This is a genomic window from Chitinophaga sp. YR573, from assembly GCF_900110995.1.
GTDB lineage: Bacteria > Bacteroidota > Bacteroidia > Chitinophagales > Chitinophagaceae > Chitinophaga.
In genome coordinates, this window is record NZ_FOJF01000002.1 from 1125876 (window position 1) to 1149249 (window position 23374).

The 23374-nt window shown below is 42.7% G+C and carries 19 protein-coding genes; 13 read left to right on the forward strand and 6 right to left on the reverse strand.

The genetic code is table 11. The features are described from left to right. Positions 1 to 6 precede the first annotated feature (6 nt). The 9 genes from BMW86_RS24385 (at position 7) to BMW86_RS24425 (ending at position 12358) form a co-directional block, all read left to right on the forward strand. Entirely contained in the window at positions 7 to 1761 is a 1755-nt protein-coding gene (locus BMW86_RS24385; RefSeq protein ID WP_089784882.1) for a RagB/SusD family nutrient uptake outer membrane protein, read from the forward strand. A gap of 25 nt (positions 1762 to 1786) precedes the next feature. Further along, a complete protein-coding gene (locus BMW86_RS24390) occupies positions 1787 to 4927 on the forward strand; it encodes a SusC/RagA family TonB-linked outer membrane protein (protein WP_089784885.1) in 3141 nt (1046 codons plus the stop codon). A 107-nt stretch (positions 4928 to 5034) separates the two neighbouring features. Then, positions 5035 to 6192 carry a prolipoprotein diacylglyceryl transferase gene (locus BMW86_RS24395; protein WP_089784887.1) on the forward strand — a complete coding sequence of 386 codons (1158 nt, stop codon included), beginning with the start codon at positions 5035 to 5037 and terminating at the stop codon, positions 6190 to 6192. Further along, a complete protein-coding gene (locus tag BMW86_RS24400) occupies positions 6189 to 7322 on the forward strand; it encodes a DUF4185 domain-containing protein (protein ID WP_089784889.1) in 1134 nt (377 codons plus the stop codon). The genes BMW86_RS24395 and BMW86_RS24400 overlap by 4 nt, the downstream gene beginning before the upstream one ends. Further along, positions 7323 to 8408, forward strand: a complete 1086-nt coding sequence (locus BMW86_RS24405) for a glycoside hydrolase family 130 protein (RefSeq protein WP_089784892.1) — start codon at positions 7323 to 7325, stop codon at positions 8406 to 8408. 13 nt (positions 8409 to 8421) lie between these two features. Continuing rightward, positions 8422 to 9636 (forward strand): L-fucose:H+ symporter permease, encoded by a 1215-nt coding sequence (gene fucP, locus BMW86_RS24410; protein WP_218149209.1) that lies wholly within the window; start codon positions 8422 to 8424, stop codon positions 9634 to 9636. 255 nt (positions 9637 to 9891) lie between these two features. Beyond that, complete coding sequence (locus BMW86_RS24415) at positions 9892 to 10908, forward strand: LacI family DNA-binding transcriptional regulator (RefSeq protein WP_089784897.1); 1017 nt, start codon at positions 9892 to 9894, stop codon at positions 10906 to 10908. A gap of 11 nt (positions 10909 to 10919) precedes the next feature. Beyond that, positions 10920 to 11777, forward strand: a complete 858-nt coding sequence (locus tag BMW86_RS24420) for a helix-turn-helix domain-containing protein (protein ID WP_089785792.1) — start codon at positions 10920 to 10922, stop codon at positions 11775 to 11777. An 83-nt stretch (positions 11778 to 11860) separates the two neighbouring features. Next, complete coding sequence (locus BMW86_RS24425; protein WP_089784899.1) at positions 11861 to 12358, forward strand: DinB family protein; 498 nt, start codon at positions 11861 to 11863, stop codon at positions 12356 to 12358. A gap of 90 nt (positions 12359 to 12448) precedes the next feature. Here the strand turns inward: BMW86_RS24425 and BMW86_RS24430 are convergent, their stop codons facing one another. Further along, positions 12449 to 13387, reverse strand: coding sequence for an AraC family transcriptional regulator (locus tag BMW86_RS24430; RefSeq protein ID WP_089784902.1), 939 nt, complete (start codon positions 13385 to 13387; stop codon positions 12449 to 12451). Positions 13388 to 13458: 71 nt separating this feature from the next. On the opposite strand from BMW86_RS24430, the gene BMW86_RS24435 reads away from it, so the two are divergent. Next, the gene (locus BMW86_RS24435) at positions 13459 to 14496 is read left to right on the forward strand and encodes a zinc-dependent alcohol dehydrogenase family protein (RefSeq protein ID WP_089784904.1); all 1038 of its coding nucleotides are present in this window, start codon (positions 13459 to 13461) and stop codon (positions 14494 to 14496) included. Between the two features lie 51 nt (positions 14497 to 14547). Here the strand turns inward: BMW86_RS24435 and BMW86_RS24440 are convergent, their stop codons facing one another. From BMW86_RS24440 to BMW86_RS24455, 4 genes are read right to left on the reverse strand one after another with little or no spacing between them, the layout of a single operon-like run. Beyond that, entirely contained in the window at positions 14548 to 15045 is a 498-nt protein-coding gene (locus BMW86_RS24440; RefSeq protein WP_089784907.1) for a hypothetical protein, read from the reverse strand. 35 nt (positions 15046 to 15080) lie between these two features. Continuing rightward, positions 15081 to 15950 carry an alpha/beta fold hydrolase gene (locus BMW86_RS24445; protein WP_089784909.1) on the reverse strand — a complete coding sequence of 290 codons (870 nt, stop codon included), beginning with the start codon at positions 15948 to 15950 and terminating at the stop codon, positions 15081 to 15083. Between the two features lie 7 nt (positions 15951 to 15957). Then, the gene (locus BMW86_RS24450) at positions 15958 to 16437 is read right to left on the reverse strand and encodes an SRPBCC family protein (protein ID WP_089784910.1); all 480 of its coding nucleotides are present in this window, start codon (positions 16435 to 16437) and stop codon (positions 15958 to 15960) included. Positions 16438 to 16441: 4 nt separating this feature from the next. Then, entirely contained in the window at positions 16442 to 16804 is a 363-nt protein-coding gene (locus BMW86_RS24455) for an ArsR/SmtB family transcription factor (protein ID WP_177189377.1), read from the reverse strand. 382 nt (positions 16805 to 17186) lie between these two features. Here BMW86_RS24455 and BMW86_RS24460 point away from each other — a divergent pair, with 382 nt between their 5' ends. Further along, positions 17187 to 19781, forward strand: a complete 2595-nt coding sequence (locus BMW86_RS24460; RefSeq protein WP_255372995.1) for a TonB-dependent receptor — start codon at positions 17187 to 17189, stop codon at positions 19779 to 19781. Positions 19782 to 19868: 87 nt separating this feature from the next. On the opposite strand, the gene BMW86_RS24465 is transcribed toward BMW86_RS24460, so the two are convergent. Beyond that, the gene (locus tag BMW86_RS24465) at positions 19869 to 21299 is read right to left on the reverse strand and encodes a glycerophosphodiester phosphodiesterase family protein (protein ID WP_089784912.1); all 1431 of its coding nucleotides are present in this window, start codon (positions 21297 to 21299) and stop codon (positions 19869 to 19871) included. Between the two features lie 327 nt (positions 21300 to 21626). Between BMW86_RS24465 and BMW86_RS24470 the strand changes: the two genes are divergently transcribed. Then, on the forward strand, positions 21627 to 23153 hold the full coding sequence (locus BMW86_RS24470) for a hypothetical protein (protein ID WP_089784914.1): 1527 nt from the start codon (positions 21627 to 21629) through the stop codon (positions 23151 to 23153). Between the two features lies 1 nt (position 23154). Beyond that, a complete protein-coding gene (locus tag BMW86_RS24475; protein WP_089784916.1) occupies positions 23155 to 23352 on the forward strand; it encodes a hypothetical protein in 198 nt (65 codons plus the stop codon). The last annotated feature ends 22 nt before the right edge of the window (positions 23353 to 23374 follow it).

The following is a 23374-nucleotide window of genomic DNA, read 5'->3' on the forward strand; positions in this document are numbered from 1 at the left end:
TGAGCCATGAAAAATTATATCCATAAAATACTGTTGATAGCTGTCCTACTGGGCGGATGTAAAAAGTATGAGCAGTTTCCCGTAGATAAGGTAACTGGTAATTATGTTTTCGATCCGCTGGATTCTGCGGGTGTGAATGCACAATCTTTCCTGTATGGCATTTATGCGATTGTCAAAAATGGCCATAACCGTGTTGGCGGCGATTACCTGGATGCAGCGTCGGATGATGCTGTTTCTTCCCGCACAGGTAGTAATATCCCGGTAACCCTGATCACTACGAATGCTGTGACTTCCTTCAACTTTCCGGGAGCGGAGAATTTTTGGGAAGGTACCAATCTTACCCAGGCACCCACTTCTTCCGGTGTTCCGGATGCTTTCTGGGCAGGGGTCCGTAATGCCAATATCTTTATCAATGGCATCGGCGTGGTACCTGTAAAAGGTGGGTTAAGCAATGGCACAACTACTGCACAGTTGTGGAGGAGTGAAGCCAGGTTCCTGCGGGCATATTTTTACTTTGAACTGGTAAGACGTTATGGGGGCGTGCCCTTACTGGGCGATAAGGTATACAGCATTGCAGATAACCTGGATTTGCCCCGCAGCAACTTTGCTGACTGCATCAGCTATATCGTGAGTGAATGTGATGCTATTAAAGACAGCCTGCTTACAGCACCGGTAGCAGATGCAGATAATTACCGTGTTACCAGAGGAGCTGCTATGGCGCTGAAAGCAAAGACATTATTGCTGGCTGCCAGTCCGCTCTTTAATGGTGATAATATTGATAATGCCAACCCGCTGACCGGCTACACAGATTATGATGTAAATCGCTGGGCGCTGGCCGCACAGGCAGCTAAGGATGTGATGGACCTGAATACTTATTCCCTGAATCCTGTATTTACAGATATCTTCCTCAACCAGAATAACAGTGAGCGGATCTTTATCCGTCCCGGCAGCAACAGCACCAATATCGAAACAAATAATGGGCCTGTAGGTTTTCAGGCAGGTGGCTCTGGTAATACCAGTCCTACACAGGAACTGGTGGATGCTTTTCCTATGCAGAATGGTTTGCCTGTTACAGACCCTGCATCAGGCTACCTGGCATCTGATCCATACAGTGTACTGTCCGGCATTAAGCGGGACCCGCGTTTTACTGCCACTGTCTTTTATAATGGCGCCAACTGGTTAGGCAGCACTGTACAAACCTATGAGGGTGGCCAAAGCAAACCTAATACCTCTTTGCAGCAAACGGTGAGTGGCTTCTACATGCGCAAGTTCATGGGTGATTTCGAAAATGCAACTACTTATAGCAATCACTCTTCCGACTGGATCGTGATGCGGTATGCTGAAATACTGCTGGAATATGCAGAAGCCCGCAATGAGGTGGAAGCAGCGCCACAGGCGGATGTGTATGAACAGCTGTATGCTGTCAGGGCACGCGCTGGCATAGAGGCCGGAGCAGGAGGGAACTATGGCCTTACACCCAATATGACACAGGCACAGATGAGGGCAGCGATACAGAATGAATGGAGAATAGAGTTCGCATTCGAAGAGCACCGGTATTTTGATATACGCAGATGGAAGATAGCAGAAACGCTCATGAACCAGCCGCGTACAGGTGTGTCCGTAGTAAAGAACGGCAACTTCTATACCTATAATCCAATTACTATACTAAATATGGTGTTTAAGGAAAATCAATATCTGTATCCCATCCCTTACAATGAGGTGGCCAAGAACCCGAATATGAAACAAAACCCGGGATGGTAATCTTCTCAATTATTAAAAATTGTATATGCGGAAAATAATACTGCTGTTTTGTGTTATTATAAATATACTTCCCGGCATGTTGCTGGCACAGTCCCGGGTGATCACCGGTTCCGTGCGGGATATTCAGAGCCCGTTACCGGGAGTGTCTGTTATAGAGAAAGGTGTGCCGGGAAATGGAGCGATTACTGACCCGGCAGGTAAATTTAAACTGACATTAAAAGGTTCTTCGAATGTGCTCATATTCCGCTTTTTGGGGTATGTGACCCGTGAGCTGAATGTGACTAACAGGCATGAGGATATCGATGTAGCAATGTCATCAGATAACCAGGCCCTGGATGAAGTAGTGATAGTGGGTTATGGCAAAACGACCCGTATCACCAATACAGGATCCGTGAGTACCATCAACGCCGCAGAGATCAGGAACGTACCAACAGCGAACGTACAAAATGCCCTGTCGGGCAGATTGCCTGGTTTCTTCTCCCAACAGGGATCCGGTCAACCGGGTAAAGATGCATCCGATTTCTATATCCGTGGTGTCAGTTCGCTGAACCCTGCAGGTAATAAACCGCTGATTATCGTGGATGATGTGGAATATACCTATGATCAGCTACAGCAGATCAATGTAAATGAAATCGCATCCATCTCTGTACTGAAAGATGCTTCTACTACAGCCATATATGGTATTAAAGGCGCGAATGGCGTACTGGTAGTGACTACCCGCCGTGGTAAGCTGGGTAAGCCTCAGATCAATGTACGTGTGGAAAGTGGTGCACAAACGCCTACGAAAATCCCTAAATTCCTGAACGCTTATCAATCAGCTTCACTGATCAACCAGGCGGAGACCAACGATGGCCTGACCCCTGAATTTACACAGCAGGACCTTGACCTGTTTAAGAATGGGCAGGACCCGTATGGTCATCCGGATGTAAACTGGTACGATGCTATCTTTAAACGATACAGCTTCCAGGAGAATACCAACCTGGATATTTCCGGTGGTAATGAAACTTTGAAGTACTTTATCTCCGGTGGAGCGTTGAACCAGAACGGGCTAGTACGTTCTTTCCCTGATCCCCGCGGTAGTGTCAATACCAATTACAATTTCAAAAGATATAATTTCAGGTCTAACCTTGATCTCAGGGCTAATAAGACATTAACAATGCGCCTGGATGTTACAACCCGTTTCTCTACTACCAATTCGCCTAATCTGAATGCAGCCAGTGCATTGTCAGAGGTGTTTGACTTCAGTCGCTTAACACCTTTTACTGCGCCACTCATTAATCCTAATGGAACTTACTCTTATGCCTGGTCGCATTTCAACAGCGGACATCTTCCTACATTGAACGCAAGACTGGCTACCGGCGGATATCAGAATGCGAAGAGAACGGATTACAACATAGTGTTCAATACTACCCAACAGCTGGACGTGATTACGAAGGGGCTTTCTCTGACCGCACGTGTGGCCTATTCCAGCCAGGAACAGTATACAAGGGGAACAGGTAACTATGGTCCTATTCCGTCTTATCATTACGATCCTGCGGATAAGTCTTACCAGTTGAATCCATCGGGTACCTATGTGTTTTCGAATATCTACTACACGGGTAACACCAATATCTATACGAACAATGTCAATCTGCAACTCTTTTCCAACTATGACCGTACTTTCAACTCTAAGCACCATGTGAGCGGCCTTGTACTGGTGAATCAGCAGTCTCAGACATTTGATGCATACGATAATCTGGATCCGGCATCTGTAGGAGTACCGGCTAAATTTCAGGGGGTATCATTTTCCGGTAATTATGAGTATGACGGGAAATATCTGTTAGACCTGAAAGCAGCATATAACGGAACAGACAGGTTTGCTTCTAACCATCGTTTCGGCTTGTTTCCGGCAATCGGATTGGGGTATAACCTGTCTGGTGAAAAGTTCTTCAAAGAAGCTTTCCCGGTGTTCGGGTTATTTAAGATTCGTGGTTCCTATGGAATTGTAGGGTCGGATGTGGCGCCTAACAACAGGTACATTTATGCACAGAACTATATACAGAACGGTGCTACTTATTCGTTTGGAGAATCGCCTACCAATTACAGTATGTTTTACGAGGGTAGTCTTGCCAATAGCAATGTGGTATGGGAGAAACAGCGGGAAACAAATATCGCCATCGATCTGAATATGCTGAAGGATAACCGGCTTTCTGCCACTATCGAATTGTTCCGTAATATCCGTTATGATCAGCTGATCGTACCGAACAATGTGCCGGATATTATTGGTATCGGTCTGCCGGCAGTGAATGTGGGGCGTACCCGTAACCAGGGTTTTGACGGACAGATCGGTTATCATGGCAGTACCGGTAATGTGCAGTGGGGCGCTAACTTTGTGTTCTCTTATGCAAAGAACAAAATATTATATCAAAGCGAAGCTTCTCCGGCATATCCCTGGCTGGCCCGTACCGGTCAACCTCTTAACCAGCCATTCGGTTACCATTCTTTAGGTTATTATACACAGGAAGATATTAATAGTGTAGAAGCCTATCAGGCGGCTAATGGTGGCAGTAATGCAGGTAATAAGACCATCGCTGTACCTGATAACGGATTGCCACTGCACCCGGGTGATCTCAAATACCAGGACCTTAACGGAGATGGTTTTGTGAATGTTTTCGACCAGCGTGCTATCGGGCATCCTAACCTGCCTAATACCAACCTCGGTCTGAACTTACAGGCATCCTACAAGGGTTTCAGCGCGAGTATACTGTTACAGGGTTCTTTTAATTACAGCTTTATCATCACAGGTACAGGTATAGAACCATTCATCGGGCAGTTCCAGCCTATTCACCTGGAAGCATGGACGCCGGAGAATGCTAACAGTGCAATGTATCCCAGGCTGACGACCAATAAGTCTTCAGTAAACAGTCCGACTTATTATCCTTCTGACTACTGGCTGGTAAATGCGCATTATATTCGTCTGAAAACAGTAGATATCGGGTACCAGTTCCCAACCAGAATGTTACCTTTCAAACTGAACAGTGCGCGCGTTTATCTGAGTGCCTACAATCTGTTCACCTGGGATAATTACCGGAAATATCAGCAGGACCCGGAAATCAGTACCAACACAGCGGGAGATGCTTATATCAACCAGCGTGTGCTGAATGTGGGCTTGCAGGTAAGCCTTTAAGTTTTTGGGTGCAGGGCGAAGCCCTGCAAAATTCCTTTCAATTTTTTTGTGATGGTGCGAAGCACCATCACAAAAAAATTGCTCTTTGATCAACATAAATATTAAACATGTTCCCGACTATCGGAGATCTCTTCAGTTATTTGTTCCACGTCTCTGTAAAGGTCAATCTACAGACATTTGGTACCTTAATGGCCCTGGCTTTCGCCGGGGCCTACGTGGTATTTGTAGCTGAGTTCAAAAGGAAAGAAGCTGATGGGACTATTCGCGGAATAATGGTGAAGGAAACGATAGGTCAGTCTGCTTCTCCACTGGAATTGTTGTTAAACACTTTACTCGGTTTCCTCTTAGGGTATAAAGTGGTAGATGTATTGCTGGCTCTTGTTCACGGTGTAGATCCCGCACCTGGTTTTTTATCCCTGCGTGGGAATCTTGCAGTTGGATGCCTATTGGCACTTGCCTGGGGTATATGGGCGTATACAGCCAGGCGGCGCTCAATACCAAAAGAAACAGAGCGTTACCTGCATCCATACCAGCTAATGCCTTTCATTGTTTTTATGGTGGCCTGCTGGGGATTTTTAGGTGCTAAGCTGTTCGATGCTGTGGAACACATCCAGGAGCTGAGTTATGTACCCCTGCAGGTACTACTGGCTCGCAGTGGATTTACTTATTACGGCGGACTTATATTCGGCGCACTCACTTATTTATACATCGGCTACAAACATAAAATAAGGCTGATCCACATGGCAGATATTGGTTCTCCGGGTATGATGCTGGCATATGGCATTGGTCGTATTGGCTGTCAGCTATCAGGGGATGGGGACTGGGGCATTGTCAACCGGTATACAAAACCCGGATGGATACCGCAATGGGCATGGGCCTCTACCTATCCGCATAATGCAATAGACGCAGGAATATATATCCCCGGCTGTACAATGGAACATTGTCATCAACTACCAATAGGAGTTTATCCTACACCGTTATATGAATCAGTTATATGTATCTTACTATTTTCCTTTCTATGGATGATCAGAAAAAGATTAAAAACACCAGGGATGATGTTCTATTTATTCCTTATCTTAAATGGTGTTGAACGTTTTTTTATTGAACAACTACGCATCACCCCCAAATATTTCTTGCAGCTGAGCCAGGCGCAGATGATTGCCTTGTTATTTATAGCCGGTGGACTGGCAGGATTTGTTTGGTTAACTACGATACCTTATTTTTCAGGTGCAGAGCGAAGCCCTGCCAAAATTTCAAGGTTATGAAAAGAATAATTCTTACTATCACCGGAATATTCCTTTTTTGTCATATACATGCACAGGAGTTGCACTATAAAGTGGAAGAAGCGCCTGAATGGTCTGCACTTTTCATAAGGAACAATGGCTGGTTTGGAGGAGATGGCATTTATACCATTCCATTCAATGGTGTGGAGAATAAGCCCGCAGACAGCCTGCTTTTCATATTCAGCGATACCATGATCGGTACTATCATAAACGATTCCTTACAGCCGGGTTTCCGTATGCTACATAATACTGTTGCCATCATGAAAGGGAAAAATATTGATTTTACATGGGCACAAAATGAGCAGCACGAAGCCATCTCTGTTTTCGAACCGCATACCCCACTTACTGAAAAGACGGATTACTACTGGCTGGGTGATGGATTTGTGAATCAGGAGCAACATAATACCCTTTATATATTTGGTTATCGTGTAAGAAATATATCTGAAGAAGCTTTTGGCTTCAGGGAAGTAGGGAATACGCTGATCAAAATTCCGGCAGGCACACCACCTCCTTTTACCGGATATGAACAAATGGATACACCTTTCTTTTTTACAGATAAAGGAGGACAGATTGGTTCTTTTGGCGCCGGTATTTTTGTAAATACTGCTAAAGCCGGTGCTCCTGCACCGGATGGTTATGTCTACGTGTACGGTGTACATGGGATGGATAAACAGATGGTAGTGGCAAGGGTAAAACCTGCTGTCTTTGACCATTTCGATCAGTGGCGTTTCTGGGATGGTAAGGACTGGAATAAAGACATGAACAAAGTGGCGGATGTTACCAATAAAGTCTCCAATGAACTGAGCCTGTCTCCGCTGCCCGACGGCCGTTATGCACTGATCTTCCAGGAAGGAGGGATGGGCACGACTATCGGTATGCGGATAGGCTCCAGCCCCATAGGCCCTTTCGGGCCTGTTATCCGTCTCTGGGATTGCAGTAGTGACGCGGAAGAGAAAACCTATGTGATGTATAACGCCAAGGCACATCCCGGACTTTCAGCACCGGGAGAGCTGCTGATCAGCTATAATGTGAACTCATTAGAATTCAACAAGGATTTACAAAAGCATCCTCATTTGTACCGGCCCCGGTTCATAAAACTGAAATTCAATTAAATGAAGTATTTATTATTCATCATAAGCCTCTTTTCCGGTAGTCTGTATGCACAACTGCCCGATTGGACATTAGGCCCTTTTACCAGGCCTGCAGGTGTTAACCCGATTATCCGACCTGATACCAGCACACAGTTCAAAGACCCTATGACTAAAACCATGGTAGCATGGGAGTCTAACGATACTTTTAACCCGGCAGCTGTGTTAAAGGATGGAAAAATCTGTGTACTTTACCGGGCAGAAGACCGTTCCGGGAAAGGTATTGGAATGCGTACCTCCCGGATAGGGCTTGCTACCAGCGATGATGGCATACATATTCAACATCGTTCCCCGGTACCGGTGTTGTATCCTGATACAGATGCACAGCAGGAGTTTGAATGGAAGGGAGGCTGTGAAGATCCCCGTGTGGCCATGACAATTGACGGCACTTACGTGGTGTTATACACGGAATGGAATAATAAGGTGCCCAGACTGGGAGCTGCATTATCCTCTGATCTTATCCATTGGAAAAAACATGGGCCTATCTTTAAGGGTAAGTTCAGAGAGATAGCTAGCAAATCAGCATCTGTTGTTACCGAAGTAAACAAGGGGAAACTTGTAATCGCTAAGGTAAAAGGTAAATATTGGATGTACTGGGGCGAAGACCATGTATACGCTGCAACTTCCGATAACCTCACAGACTGGATACCATTGACTACTCCCGATGGAAAGCTGAAGGAATTAATGTCGCCACGGAAAGGATACTTCGACAGCCGGCTGACGGAATGCGGTCCTCCGGCTGTGAAGACAGATAAAGGGATTGTATTATTGTATAATGGTAAAAATGACGAGTCCGGGGGAGATAAGCGTTATCCTCCCGCTGCTTATTGCGCCGGACAGGTATTATTTGATAATAATGATCCTGAGAAGGTGTTGGCTCGTCTTGACCAGCCTTTTCTCGTACCACAGGATGCCTTTGAAAAGAGCGGACAATATCCTGCCGGTACTGTGTTTGTAGAAGGACTGGTGCTGTTCAGGAATAAATGGTTTCTCTATTATGGCTGCGCAGATTCAAGAGTAGCGGTAGTGGTTGCCAATAAAAAGGAATGAATAAATTGAGATCATGATGAGCGCCAAACCAAATTTCACGGAAAGAAAATACCTTGCTGTTTTTTTATTTGTGACCTCCCTGTTCTTTTGCTGGGGAGTGGCGCTAACGCTGGGAGATGTATTGAACAGGCATTTCCAGAATGTGTTACATATCTCGAAATCACGGTCAGGACTGGTGCAATTGTCCCTGTTTGGAGCCTATGCAGTGATGGGTATACCAGCAGGGATGTTTATAAAAAGGTTTGGTTACAAAAAAGGAATATTGCTTGGGCTTTTACTATATGCACTTGGTGCATTCCTGTTCATCCCCGCAGCGGAAGCAGTTTCATTTAATCTTTTCCGCTTTGCATTATTTGTACTAGCCTGTGGACTGGCTACGCTGGAAACAGTGGCGCATCCCCTGATCGCTGCCTTAGGGGATCAGCGTACCAGCGATCAGCGGATCAATTTTTCCCAGTCGTTTAATGGGCTGGGAGGGGTGATAGGACCTGCCATCGGCAGTTATTTTATCCTGAAAGCAGGACAGGAGCATTCAGAAGATCTGATAGCCGTACGTGATCTGTATATAGCCATCGGGCTTGTCATCACGCTGCTGGCAGTTGCCTTCCTGTTTATTAAATTGCCTGTTATGAGTCAGTCGCATGACCAGTCAGCAATTGTTGAAGTAAAGCCGCTTGCGCAACAGAAACATTTCATATTTGCGGTAGTTGCACAGTTTTTCAATGTAGCGGCGCAGGGGGGAACATGGGCTTATTTTATTAATTACGGGCATGATGTGATGGAGCTGAGTGATGAAAAATCAGGATATTTCTTTTCATTAAGTATGATGATGTTAATGATAGGCCGTTTTGCAGGCACAGCGCTGATGCGCTTCATTGCTCCTTATAAACTGCTGGCGATTTTTGCCGGTATGAACATTCTGATGTGCATCATCGTAGCCCTGCATGTTGGCTGGATATCGTTTATTGCACTGATAATGATAAATTTCTTTTTCAGTATTATGTTCCCCACTATTTTTAGTCTGGGGCTTAAAAACCTGGGAAAGCATACGCAGCAGGCTTCTTCATTTATCGTAATGGGAGTGGTAGGTGGAGGGATCTTTCCTCCCCTGATGGGGCTTATCGCTAACCATAGCGTAGCAGCAGCTTACTACCTGCCTGTTATTTGTTACTTGGTGATAATGCTGTTTGGTTATAATTATCCACGGCTGGTTAAAACGGTACACTAAAATTTAATTTATTTTGCAATGTCGTTTAATTAGTGTCCGTATTTTTTATAACAAAACATAATAGGCTCCGTTAGGAGCCCCGTGTTTGTAGCAAACGTATTAAACAACAAAACACAGACTCCGTAGGAGTCTCCGGATAGAAGGGGACTCCTACGGAGTCAATTAAAGAGAATATTATTGTTTACTACAAACACGGGGCTCCTAACGGAGCCAGACTAAACGATTTTAATTTATTTTGATCTTAAATAAGCATTTGTGAAGAAATTAAGAATCAAAGATATCGCTAATGACCTGAATATCTCAAAGACAGCTGTATCGTTTATCCTGAACGGACTGGCTCAGGAAAAAAGGATCAGTGAGGAACTGGTAGAGCGTGTGGAGAGGTATATCCGGGAAGTGGGCTTCCGGCCAAGTCCTATTGCCCGTGGCTTAAGGACTGGCAAGTCGAATATTATTGGTTTGATGGTGGAAAGTATTTCTGACCCCTTTTTTGCTACTATTGCCCGTCTGATTGAGAACATGGCGTACAAGAAAGGGTACAGGATCATTTATTGCAGTACGGATAATGATACGGAGAAAACAAAAGAGCTGATCAATGTATTACGGGAGAGGAACGTTGATGGATATATTATTTCTCCCCCTCCGGGAGTGGAGAAGGAGATCAATGAATTGATCAAGGCAGGTCTGCCGGTGGTGATGTTCGACCGTTATCTCCCAAAAGTAAAAACGGACTATGTGGTCATTGATAATGAGTTTAGCGCAGAAAATGCTACCCGGTACCTGATTCAACAGGGGTACAGGAATATTGGCTTTATCACCTTTTCTTCTTCTCTTACACAAATGAAAGGGCGGATGAAAGGATATCGTAATGCACTTAAAGAGGAAGGGCTGAAGCCTTATGTGATGGAAATTGATTTCACTCCGGAAGAGAAAGTGATGGTGCAGGGGGTGCGCGAATTCCTTGCTGCCAACTCGGGACTGGATGCGGTGCTGTTTGGGGCTATACAGGCCGGTTCCTGTGGATTAAAGGCCATTACCCAGCTAAAGTTGAAAGTGCCCCAGGATCTGGCTGTAATTTCATTTGATGACCATGATATTTTCGAACTTTTCTCTACCCCGGTGACAGCGATTGCCCAGCCGATTGATAAGATAGCACATAAAGTGATTAGTCTTTTGCTGGATAGGCTGGATGGGGAGAATGCAGCAGCGCCGAAGGAGATTGTGCTGAAGACGAAGTTGAAGGTAAGGAGATCTTCGGTGACGGCTAAATGAAATTCTTATCTATGAAGAAGTCTATACTATCTGCCAATGCTCATTCCGGCGATTCACAAAATGTGATTTCAATCATACAGTATAACTCGGATGTAGAGAGTATTAACGCCAGGATTAAATTGCAGCAAAATTTATTCAGCTTTTTGCTGGAAGGCCAGAAAAGTGTTCAATATGCAGGAACACAGGCAAAGATAAACCCGAATCAGTTTTTGCTGCTTTCATCCGGCAATTGCCTTATGAGCGAGAAGATTGCAGCAACTAACGGTCGTTACAGGAGTATCCTGTTTTTTTTCGACAATAAGCTACTAACAGATTTCTTCATCCGTCATCCCCGGGAGCTTCAGCCTTCAACTCAAAAAAACAATGAAGAAGCTTTTCTTGTGTTTGATAAAGATGCATTTCTGATTCACTTCATAGAGTCGCTCAGTTTTATGCTAGCCTTCGATCAACCTTCATCCGCTGAAATGCGAAAGGTAAAACTGGAGGAATTGCTACTGTATTTAAGTGAGCACTATCCTGAGAAAATCCAGCGGCTTCGCAATTTCAGTTATGAAGCTGACGACGATTTGCTGATCCGTCAAGCCATCACAGCTAACATTTATAATGCAGTGACCGTTGAGGAGTTGGCCTTTCTATGTCATATGAGCCTGTCCACTTTTAAACGACGTTTTGCCAGGATGTATGGCACCTCGCCCAATAAATGGTTACTAGAAAAGAGAATGCAGAAAGCGGCCCAATTGCTTAAACAAGGAGAATGTAAAGCAAGTGAGATCTATTTCGAACTTGGTTATGAGAATCTATCCAGCTTTATCCAGTCATTTAAGCAGGTTCATGGAATAACCCCCAAACAATATCAGTTATCAAATTGAACGTTTAGCTACAGTTTTTGAACGTTGCCCCATCGTCTGTTGCCCTTCTTCGAATCTACCTTTGGTGCACAATCCAAACAAAAATGAAGAAATATTTTATAGAGTTAGCTGATTACAATATCTGGGCAGATAATATTGCTATCGGATGGTTGAATCAAATCAATGATGAGCAATGGGACCAGGTTATCATCAGTAGCTTCAGCAGTATTAAACAAACCGCTATTCATATTGCCAGTGCTGAAAAAATCTGGGTTGATTTCTGGGAAAATGTATCTGCCCCGGTTTATTTATCTGCCGGATTTAAAGGCACGAAAAATGATTTAATAGAAATTTGGAAAAAGGCATCAGTCGGTTTGAAAAAATTCATTGAAGAATATCCTGAAGAAAATTATCAGCAACAAGTCAAGTTTAAAAAACCGAACGGTGAAGAAGGTAGAATGGAGTTTTCGCAAACATTTCCTCACATGATTAACCACTCTACTTATCATCGTGGGCAATTAGTAACCCTGTTGCGCCAGGCTGGTTTCACAAAACTTTCTTCAACTGATTTGTTTACTTACTATCGTGTGATTCAAAAATAAATATCGCTATTATCCTAAAAGACAGGGCATCCCCTACAGTTGCTAATCGTCAGGAAGACGTCCTGTCTTTTCACAGAGCCAATTATTTGGTCAACTCACTCCTCGCTGTTCCCGGAATCTCTTTGGGGAACATCCATACCATTTCTTGAAAGAATGGATAAACGCTGCGGAATCAGCATACCCCAATAAATAGGCAAGGTCGGTGATAGCGTATCGGTTATGCCGGATAAGCAGATTGCAGATGCGGCGTTTCAGTTCTTCAGCTATCTGTCTGAAGTTTGTCCCTTCTTCTTCCAGTCTCCTCTGCAAGGTGCGGGAGGTCTGATTAAAGGCATATGCCACTGTTTCCAAACCTGGCAATTGAGGTTTTGCCATGCCTAACATCGCTTTCTTTATCCTGCTGCTGAAATTCTCCGGTGTTTTCAGCTCTTCTATTAATCCCAGGTATTCCGGGATTAGAATATCCAATCCCCAATGACTATTATCTTTCAGTGCAGCTTTTAAAAGAGTCAGTTGAAATTTTACCATAAAGCTTTCACCTTTCCTCCAATCAGAAGGATATCCGGTTTTAAAGTAAGGAGAGTAGATAGTCATCTCAGTATCTTCTCCTGAGACGATCTTAATTTCGCGGGCAACTACCATCAATATCGTTTCAAGTATGATCCGGTTGCTCTGGTCCTTGTCATTGTCTATCGACAACCGGATAGTGGCGGAATCCCCGTCCATTGAATTGACTACCTGTATCAGTGGAAGGGTTTCCTGCAGATAAGCCTGGCAAAAGTAAAGTGCTTCCTGTATGGTAACGGCTTTTAGTGAGATGCGATAGATGGCACCAAGGGTATTCAGATTACGAAGATTACCTACCCTTATCCCAAGTAATTCGTCCTTTTCATACGCAGTGATCTTTTCTATGATAGCATAAAAATCCTCTTCATCGATAGTAATGCGCAGTTCTGTAGTTTCATAAGGCATGCCTCTTAGCCGGGCATAGTCAGTAAAGTTATCCAGGTGTAGCGCTAGTATTTTCATATTGTCGTAAAAAGACAATTCCCGTCTTTGTAACAAAGATACTTTTGTCAGGAATCAAAAAACACTATTTAATGAGATCTTATCACCTGGAAGCTTTTAAAACGATAGAAGGTATTCAGATTAAAGAACATTCCATACCCCAACCAGGTCCCTTTGATGTGTTGGTTGCGATAAAGGCTGTTTCATTGGGTCGTAGGGACCTGTATATTCTTAATCAGACTTATCCCCTGGCTGCGCGACCCGGGGTTATTCCCATAAGCGACGGTGCCGGAGAGGTAATAGCGGTGGGCGATGCAGTCAGCCGGTTTAAGCCAGGCGACAAGGTCTGTGGCAATTATTTTGCTCACTGGAGAGATGGCAGCATAGGGCCGGATATCATGGATCAGCTGGGGTGTTCTCTGGATGGGATGCTAACAGAATATGCCCTGTTAAAGGAAGATTCCCTGGTGCACATTCCTGCCCACCTTAGCTGGGAAGAAGCGGCTACACTGCCTTGCGCTGCATTGACAGCATGGTCGGCCCTGACAGGTTTTCGACAGGTATCAGCGGGGGATACAGTGCTAACCATCGGTAGCGGTGGTGTATCCGTGTTTGCGATTCAGTTTGCCCATATGATGGGATGCAGGGTCATTTCGCTTACTTCAAAAGAGAACAAAGCAGAGCGTTTGAGGGCGTTGGGAGCCGATCATGTCATAAACTACCGGTTGAATAATGAATGGTCCAAAGAAGTACTTGCATTAACGGAAGGTCGTGGTGCAGATCTGGTACTGGAGACAGGCGGAACAGATACCCTGGAGCAATCTGTACAGGCAACCGGATTCGGAAAACAAATCATCCTGCTTACATCCGTTGGCACTGTGAACCCAGGCAATCCCGTAGCACTGAATAAGATATTAAGCATTTTGTTTGTTAAGAACATAACGATGCAGCCCAGTTTTGTAGGCAGCCGTCTTGCATTTGAGGCAATGAACTGGGCAATTACTCTTCATAAGATAAAACCACTCATTGATACTGTTTTTCCTTTTGAGGAAGCCAGAGACGCTTATTATTATCTCGCAAAAGGAGAGCAATTAGGTAAAGTAGTGATTAGTGTATCTGCTAAAAGTTGATATGAAATGGCATAACTAAGTCAGATAATACTTAGTTATGCTATTTCCTGTTTAAAGAAGTTCGTCTTTGTTTTTTAAAAATGAACGGATGTCAATATTTAATTTAGCTAACCGGTGCTTCTCTTTTAAAAATTCTTCTTCATTAAGTAATAAGAGACCGACGTAAATACCAACAGGTGCATGACTACGTTCTGTTAAATAATAACCATTCGATAATTTAAAATAGGCAGAATGATCATACTCAGGTTCATTACCATCATAACAGAAGAGAATGTCAACTATTGTTTCTCCGTTTAACAATTTCGCAGCATCGTAGCTGATCTTACTTCCATTATCGAAATTTCCCTTAAAATAGTTAAGATTTTCCGGGGTATACCGGAGGTATTCATCATCATCAAAATTGGGGATGCCGATTATTTTATTATTAACCAGTTTGATGAAAGTAGTACATGATTGTACACTGTATTCCTCGTCAGTCTCCGGGGAGTAACGATAACGTACTTCGGCTATTTCCTGTCCAATTAAATCAGATAGTTTAAGGATTTCCATTTTAATTTATTTTTATTAAAAACGCTCCTTCAATGTCATTTCTTGGTTCTTGATTTATCAAGGAAACTTTCAATCATTGGAATAACAAAGTCTGCTTCCTTAGAATCAAATTTTAGTGTTGTTATTTCCTCAATATACTCACCATGTACGCCAGGGATTATAGCTAATTCTGAGTTGGCAATCTGTCTGCGCATTTCGATAGCATGCTCTGGTTTTATAATATCCTGGTCGCCTATGATGATCAGTGTCGGTGCTTTAATAGATTTGATCTGTTCATCTGGTATGTCTCTGAAATTTACCATTCTTTTTGCATCTTTATCATGCATTATTTGCAGGCGATTAGGGTTTGGTGCAACTTGTATATAAGCTTCTTTTAGCTGTTCGGGCATATTGGCTAACTGTGCCTGTTTCATAAAATCCCAAAACTGTGAAGGAACTCCGTTGCGTTTACAAAGTGCAGAACCCAAAATGATTTTATCGACTATTTCGGGATGACGAATGGTGATCTGTATGGTAGTTGTCCCCCCGTTACTGAAACCAAAAAAATCTGCTTTGTCAATATTCAAATTCTTTAAAAGTGTTGCAACGTCGTCTGCGTCCTGCTCAAAGGATACATCTTTTTCTCTGTCACTGGTCCTTCCGTGAGCCTGCAACTCAACAGCTATAATTCTTCTGTGCTTAGCAAGCATCGGGATAACCCTTCCAAATGTTGTTTGAATGGTAGAGCCTCCGCCGTGAATCAAAACAAGTGGCTTGCCTTGTCCATAAATCTCATAATACATTTTAATTCCATTGACCTCCGAATAGCCATTTTGGGAAATCAAGGTATCTTTTACGGTTGCTTTAATTTGGTGATTGAATGATGATAATATCAGAAGTGCTACAACAGCATATACGATTTTCATTTTATTATTAGTTTAGATTGAGTATAGTTTGCATATTGTTCAACATTTGTAGCCAACTTGGGTATGCGCCTGTTTTTTTAGCTAGTTCCTGAGAAACTGTTTGTCGTAATTGCAATTTGGTTTTCCCGTTTTCTTCTGTGAAAGTTACGGTAACAAGTGTTGCTCCTGGCCAATCAGGGTCCATTCCAATTTCTGCCGGGTTTATTGGATTTCCATTTTCATCTGCGTTGATTAGGGTAAACACAATTTTTGTATTGGGCGAAACCTCTTTGTATTCTCCTATGCACCAACAGTCTCCGTATTGAGGATTAGAAATACATGAGTGGAATTGTCCGCCTGTTTCAATTTTAATTTTTTTAAAATGAATGGTGCAGCCATCAGGTGCGTACCATTTCATTAATTTTACGGGGTCTGTCCACGCACTAAAAACTTTTTCAGGACTTGCGTTAAAGATTTCTTCTATGAAAACTTCATTATTATTTCCCATGTTGTTACTTTTTTGATTTATTGATATTCTTAGCTTTTTTCTTATTAGATTCCAATTCTTCCTGCTCGATAAATTTTTTGAGTGCATTCAATCTTCCTGTCCACAATTTGTGATATTGTCCAACCCATTCATGCACTTCGTTCAATTTTTCAAGTTTTGCTTCACATAAACGTTCTCTGCCAAGTTGTTTTATGTTTAATAAGCCACATTCAGAAAGGATTTTAAGGTGTAAAGAAATAGCCTGACGACTGACATCAAATTGTTCTGCAATCGTGTTTACATTGACAGGTTGTTGAGCAATCATATCTATTATTGCCCGTCTTGTAGGATCGGCTATTGCCTGAAAAACATCTCTGCGTGCTTCCATATTATGCAACCATTTGCTTGCAAATATATGCGCAAGTATTTGATTGCGCAATTTTTTCTTGAGGGTTTTTCAGAAACTGGTTTAGTTAGGTCTCTTTATTATATAGTATATTATTTTATGTGTATTTATTTCGGTAAGTCAGATCAAATTTGATTAACTGTGCATGTATTTGTTGTTTTTTATGATCTGAATCATATAAATCAACGTAAAAGGGTAAGGTTTATCGAATAATTTTTTTTTTATAACAGAGCTTTATTATGTTTGTATCGTTATTCACAAAAAGGAACAACGGTACAAGCATACCATCTTTTACTCATGCACAGGGGTCAGAATCTGTGCTCACAAATCTGTATTGCATAATCCAGCATATACTATATATACAATGCGTTATCAACCACTGCTTATTCTATGTTTTGCAGCTACTATCACCTATGGACAGGAAGCTCATAACTCCAAAATGACTACCCGTAAGCCTATGGATACCGATACTACTCATCAGGATTCTATCATGATAAAGATCTTATCGGAAGTAACCGTTTCTGCTTCCCGCACAAGAGAAAGCCTGCTCCGGTCGCCGGTCAGTATCCAGAAACTGGGAACAAAATATTTTAATGCTTCTCCGTCACCTTCTTTTTTCGATGCATTGGAAAACGTACAGGGCGTGCAGATGATAACCCCCAGCATGGGTTTTAAAGTACTCAATGCAAGGGGATTTGCCAATACCACCAATGTACGTTTTGCACAACTGGTAGATGGTATGGATGTACAATCGCCACATATCGGCGGCCCTATTGCCAATGCACTGGGCCCTTCGGACCTGGATATTGACAATGTGGAAATATTGCCTGGTGTATCTTCCGCGCTTTATGGCATGAATACTATCAATGGACTGGCCAATATTGCGACCAAAGATCCTTTTACGTCTCCCGGCCTGAGCGTGCAGCAGAAAACGGCACTCACACATGTCGGAGATCCCAACAGCGGCTCCAGGCTTTTTTCGGAAACCAGTCTTCGCTGGGCAAAGCAGCTCTCGCCACACTTCGCATTCAAACTGAACGGCACCTTCAGCAAAGGCTACGACTGGATAGCCAATGATCATACAGACCTCAATCCCGCTGCTAACATCAGTACCGGTCTTACCGGCGCTGATAACCCTGCAAAGGACCCGGTAAGCAGTTACGGCAACGAATCGTCCGACCGCAAAACCATTGCCCTGCAAGGCAAAAATTATGTAGTGGCACGCAGTGGCTACGACGAAAAGCAGGTGGTCAATTACGACCTACGCAATATAAAAGCGGATGCCGGCATTTATTACCGGTTTTCTGCCCGCTCGTTTATCAGTTATACTTACCACATGGCTGTGCTGGATAATGTATACCAGCGTGCCAACCGCTTCCGTCTGCAGGATTATTTCGTGCAGCAGCATGGCATACAGTTCCAATCAGACGCTATCCAGCTGAAGGCCTATCTCAACAAAGAAAATACCGGTAATTCGTACAATCTGCGTTCAATGGCCGAAAATATCGATCGTACCTATAAGCCTGACAATATCTGGTATGCAGATTATACCAGTGGTTTTAATAACGCAGTATCGTCCGGCTCCACCATTGCCCAGGCGCATCATCTGGCCCGTACAGCGGCGGATAATGGTCGTTACGAGCCCAGTACTAATGCCTTCAATAATACACTTACGCGGCTGCAGCAAATCAACAACTGGGACAGTGGCGCTGCTCTTAAAGTAAACGCCAGCTTTATTCACGCAGAGGGACAGATCAATCTTACAAAACAATGGCTGCCGCATTTCGGTCATCAGACTGGTCTGGAAATCCTGGCCGGAGCCGACCATAGAACTTATATCATTGTGCCCGATGGGAATTACTTTATCAATCCCGTGCCGGGTAAAACCAACGATAATATTTATTACAGTAAAACCGGTGGGTTTGTATCAGTAGTGAAATCGCTGCTGACTAACAAACTCCGGCTGGGTGCTACCTTGCGCGGAGATAAAAACGATTATTTCCCGTTGACCTGGAACCCACGCTTTACAGCCGTGTATTCACCTGTGCATGCGCACAATTTCCGGCTTTCCTTCCAAAGCGGTTATCGCTATCCCAGTATTTTTGAAGCCTATTCCAATGTAAACAGCGGTGGCACCAAGAGGGTAGGTGGGCTGCCGGTAATGTCGTCCGGCATCTTTGAGAACGCGTGGCTGCAAAGTTCTATTACCGCTTTCCAGCAGGCGGTACTGAATGACATCAATAAAAACGGCTTATCCCAATCCGATGCCATAAAGCACAACCAATCCCTGCTACAAAAAAATCCCTATACCTATATCAAACCAGAGCATGTCAATTCCATTGAAGGTGGTTATAAAGGCGTATTCGTTCAGGGAAAACTGTATATAGATGCAGACTTCTATTTCAATAATTACCGGTCTTTCATCGCACAGGCCAATATGAACGTCCCTAAAACACAAAATCCTGATTCCATTCCCATTGCCCTGTACAATAAAACGCAGCAAAGTCCCTATCGTATGTGGACCAATTCACAAACAAAGGTTTACAATTACGGCGCTAGTCTGGGCCTTACCTATACCGCTCATGGTTATACGGCTCATGGCAATACCACTTTTTCAAAGCTACGTAAATCATCAAATGAAGATGGTCTGGAAGATGGTTTTAACACACCGCAATGGATCGTCAATCTTTCTTTATCCAAAGAGAAGATTTATCGGTCACTTGGTGCAGGTATCAACTGGAAATGGCAGGACGGTTACTACTGGCAGTCATTTCTGGCTACGGGTAACGTAAGCGCCTATTCTACGCTGGATGCACAGATAAACTATGCCTTCGACAAAATTGGTTGCAAAGTAAAACTGGGAGGAAGCAATATGCTGAATAAATATTATCATTCTTTCCTGGGTGGGCCGGCTGTAGGAGGGATGTATTACCTGACGCTTACGTATTCGGTTAAATAATCCAAACAGATATGTACTCTCGATAGATTTGCTACAAGCACAAGACTCCGTAAGGAGCCTTGTGCTGAATAATACTTTTGATTAATCTCATTTAACAATCGAAATCTTAAAGGATCGTCTCATTGACTGATCAGCCGAAGTAATTGTCATTATATAAATCCCTGGTGTTGTTATAGCCGGCTTAACAGGTATTCTCACATCCTGACTACCCTTCATCACCATTTGCTGTTGAATTAAAACAGGTTTTCCATTCAGATCAAATATCTCAAATTGAAATTTACCTGTAGCATTGGAAACAAATTTCACATTTACAAAATCGCTGGCAGGGTTGGGATAAATGCTGATACCAGAATTGGATTCAGTTGTGCCAATATTGCTTAATACCATCTTATCCTGAGAATTATCCAGAGAATCTTCCTGAGGAGAATCAGCAGCTACCCGTCCTCCATTGGAATAGTAATAGCTGGTGTTTCTGAACCCGATGTTTCGCTGGCTCAGGTAATCATTTATCAGGTTGATGGGTTCATCTGTTGTTATCCAACGGATGCCGATATCTGTCAGAAACTGCCAGCTACCTCTTCTATCGTCTGTATCGCGTTGGCCACTTTTAGCCGTGTAATACAACTCGCTTAGTGTATAACAACACTCACCATTGGCTTTATAGAAACGATTCCCTCCAGCATCCGGAATAGCATTGAAGCAACAGGTAGCATGATCATCTACCCAGGCCTGTGTCATTACATCTCCCTGAATCCCGTTACGTTGTTTAATATCCACTTCGGCAGATACAAAATATTTAGTACGTCTGAAATGTTTGTAGTGATCGATACAATTGATTTTATCAACCATATTGGTTGTGTAAACGGGTACATACAATAAATCCCTGGTAGAATGAACAGGGTCAAGAGTATGCTCCAGGTTATCTGTAGTAGGGAATACGGGCGCATTCATTTTAAAGATCACCCAGCGGCGTGCAGGTGTACCCCAGGCATTGGCCCAACCACCACCTTCATTTATTATCTCCCAGCAAATCCTTGCTGTGAGAGCGTCCTTTATATCCAGTACTACCACAATGGCTATTTTATGGTCGCGGATATAACTCAGTGCCTGCCGGAAGGTAGGTAAATGCTCGTTGGTGAGATTACCGTTTTTGTCTTTCAATCGCAGGCTTTGCAGCGCACCGTTTGGCCATTTATTAACTAATTCGTTCCTGCCCATGCCGAGTTCTGTAGTGCGTCCCAGGTTCCAGTCGTGCATTAACACAGGTTGCTGGTCGGAGCTGAGTTTAATATCCAGCTCTACCATTTCAATCTGGTTATCAGCAGCACGCTGAATAGCTTTCAATGAATTTTCGGGAACGCCATTTTCACGCCAGTAACCACGGTGAGCGCAAACGCTGATCAGATCATTTTTGCGGGACTTAAGCACATTAACGACATAATCGGTATTGATTAATTTTTGTGCTTGCAGAGAAACTCCAATACAGAGAAACAGGAATAAATAACAGATCTTTTTCATGCGGGTTCATTTAATTTTTAATGATAAGTAGTGCAATTCGACACTATGAATACTACGGACACACGAAAAGAGGGATGCCTGCAATATTACCAAATCGTTAACTTGATTAAATAAAACCCTAATTCATTGAAAGAGAGTAGCAATGACTAGGACATAACGATGGAGATTTCTGTAATGCTATGAAAAACGGTTGTTTCCAATGTCCTAAAATAAATTTGTACTGAAATAAACAATTTTATCAGTATTGCGAAATTTTATTAAATTACAGCCCACAAATAAGTAACCATTGTTTTTCTACTGTTAACAACCAAATTAAGTCTCACTTTTATGAGCATTACAACCATTATCTGTACCTTATCAGAAGTCCGCGATCAGTTAATCGAACTTATGAAGGATGAATTTTCAGTTTCCCATGAGGTGGCAGAAAAAGTATATGACCGAAGGGTACACCCCCATTTTCAAAGGTTTCAACCCAATGTCCGATTTGTAATTGAATATCCCTATATAGACAGGGTTTACAGGGATAGTTATTATTCTTATTTTTCTTCCAAATTAAGTAATTATAAAAAGGATTGCATCAGGTTATCTCTTTTTAATGGAGACGTAATGATGGATCAGTTCAGGGATCAGGCTCAAATCTCAGACCTTAGAAACAGGTATCTGGGTTTTATGATATTAAGGCCCACCCTGCCCAATGTTATTGGTAGAAGTGTGATCTCACCTTTAGCATTGGTACAACATGATTTTTTATGTGTAATGGGCAGATTCCAGTCAACAGTATGTTCAGTTAAATTTGAAGTAACAGGCTTCCCTCATTCTTCGCAGGATACAGAAACGATTACATGCGCGGAGACTTCCATTTGGGCGATTATGGAATATTTCGCATCCAAATATCCGGAATACAAATTAGCTCCTCCATCTACAATTATCAATACTTTAGAAAACCGTTCCAGTTTTCGGCAAATACCGTCCGAGGGACTTAATGTAGATCAGATGGGTTATGCGCTGCGGGAATTTGGTTTTGGGACCAAGATCTATTCTAAAGCAGAAATTGGTGAGGGGTTCAAGAATTTGCTATCCACTTATGTCGAAAGTGGGCTACCCTTGATAGCGATTATTTCGAATGCTCATAATGGAGGTGGGGTAGGACATGTAGTATTGATTATAGGACACAGGAGCACCTCAAATGTTAAAATTGATCAATTACAGATCAAGAGGGAACAGGATACTAAACTAGCCAGGATTTTACAACAAAGAAAGATTCAGATAATTGATAATGATGATATCGAAAGAGATTTTGTCTCAGTAGATGATAATTATCCGGTTTATCAACTCGTTTCATTGGATCAACCAGTGCAGTATTATCAAAATTTAGATTGGGCTAACTGTGAGATAATTCATTTTTTGGTTCCGTTATATCCTAAAATTTATTTGGATGCATTGTTAGCCAAAAAATATATTAAACAACTCTTGTTGGAAACTCAATTTAATATTCCAGAGGGTACGGAACTTTTTATTAGGATCTTTTTAACTTCCAGTCGATCCTATAAAGATTATTTATCTCAGGATCAGAGTTTTCAGCGTAATTTCAGAGCCTTTATTCTGGGCATTCCAATGTCAAAATTTATTTGGGTTGGAGAAATTTCTTCCAGAGAACTGATAAAACAAAAAAAAGCAAAAGGTTTAATAATAATTAATGCTACAGAACTTAAACTAATTAATTATGATGCTTTAGTAGTTAGCGGTTATGATGATCGCTTTTACTATCCGGATGATGTCAGCAGAGAATTAGCGGAAAATTTAATAGCTTTAGGAGAGTTTAATATATATACCAATAACTTAAAAGGGTTCTGATATGGCAATTAAAATCAATGAACGAGACGAAGTTATAGCCAGATTATCTGCAGAAGGCAAGAGGAGAATAATGAATTCTCCCGAAGACCATGCTATGAGAGAAAGAATTAATGACTATGTAGAAGAGGCTAGAAGAGAATGCATACGAATAGCACGTGCATCAGAAATGGCAGCAGCTAAATTTATAATAACGTCATAATCTATTTTACATTTTATATTGA

Bases quoted from the DNA above. Each gene is read 5' to 3' on its own strand.
- BMW86_RS24470 (WP_089784914.1), top strand. From the start codon at position 21,627: ATGAGCATTACAACCATTATCTGTACCTTATCAGAAGTCCGCGATCAG.
- BMW86_RS24440 (WP_089784907.1), bottom strand. From the start codon at position 15,045: ATGGAAATCCTTAAACTATCTGATTTAATTGGACAGGAAATAGCCGAA.
- BMW86_RS24390 (WP_089784885.1), top strand. From the start codon at position 1,787: ATGCGGAAAATAATACTGCTGTTTTGTGTTATTATAAATATACTTCCC.
- BMW86_RS24385 (WP_089784882.1), top strand. From the start codon at position 7: ATGAAAAATTATATCCATAAAATACTGTTGATAGCTGTCCTACTGGGC.
- BMW86_RS24400 (WP_089784889.1), top strand. From the start codon at position 6,189: ATGAAAAGAATAATTCTTACTATCACCGGAATATTCCTTTTTTGTCAT.
- BMW86_RS24420 (WP_089785792.1), top strand. From the start codon at position 10,920: ATGAAGAAGTCTATACTATCTGCCAATGCTCATTCCGGCGATTCACAA.
- fucP (WP_218149209.1), top strand. From the start codon at position 8,422: ATGATGAGCGCCAAACCAAATTTCACGGAAAGAAAATACCTTGCTGTT.
- BMW86_RS24475 (WP_089784916.1), top strand. From the start codon at position 23,155: ATGGCAATTAAAATCAATGAACGAGACGAAGTTATAGCCAGATTATCT.
- BMW86_RS24455 (WP_177189377.1), bottom strand. From the start codon at position 16,804: ATGGAAGCACGCAGAGATGTTTTTCAGGCAATAGCCGATCCTACAAGA.
- BMW86_RS24450 (WP_089784910.1), bottom strand. From the start codon at position 16,437: ATGGGAAATAATAATGAAGTTTTCATAGAAGAAATCTTTAACGCAAGT.
- BMW86_RS24435 (WP_089784904.1), top strand. From the start codon at position 13,459: ATGAGATCTTATCACCTGGAAGCTTTTAAAACGATAGAAGGTATTCAG.
- BMW86_RS24430 (WP_089784902.1), bottom strand. From the start codon at position 13,387: ATGAAAATACTAGCGCTACACCTGGATAACTTTACTGACTATGCCCGG.
- BMW86_RS24465 (WP_089784912.1), bottom strand. From the start codon at position 21,299: ATGAAAAAGATCTGTTATTTATTCCTGTTTCTCTGTATTGGAGTTTCT.
- BMW86_RS24405 (WP_089784892.1), top strand. From the start codon at position 7,323: ATGAAGTATTTATTATTCATCATAAGCCTCTTTTCCGGTAGTCTGTAT.
- BMW86_RS24460 (WP_255372995.1), top strand. From the start codon at position 17,187: ATGCGTTATCAACCACTGCTTATTCTATGTTTTGCAGCTACTATCACC.
- BMW86_RS24445 (WP_089784909.1), bottom strand. From the start codon at position 15,950: ATGAAAATCGTATATGCTGTTGTAGCACTTCTGATATTATCATCATTC.
- BMW86_RS24395 (WP_089784887.1), top strand. From the start codon at position 5,035: ATGTTCCCGACTATCGGAGATCTCTTCAGTTATTTGTTCCACGTCTCT.
- BMW86_RS24425 (WP_089784899.1), top strand. From the start codon at position 11,861: ATGAAGAAATATTTTATAGAGTTAGCTGATTACAATATCTGGGCAGAT.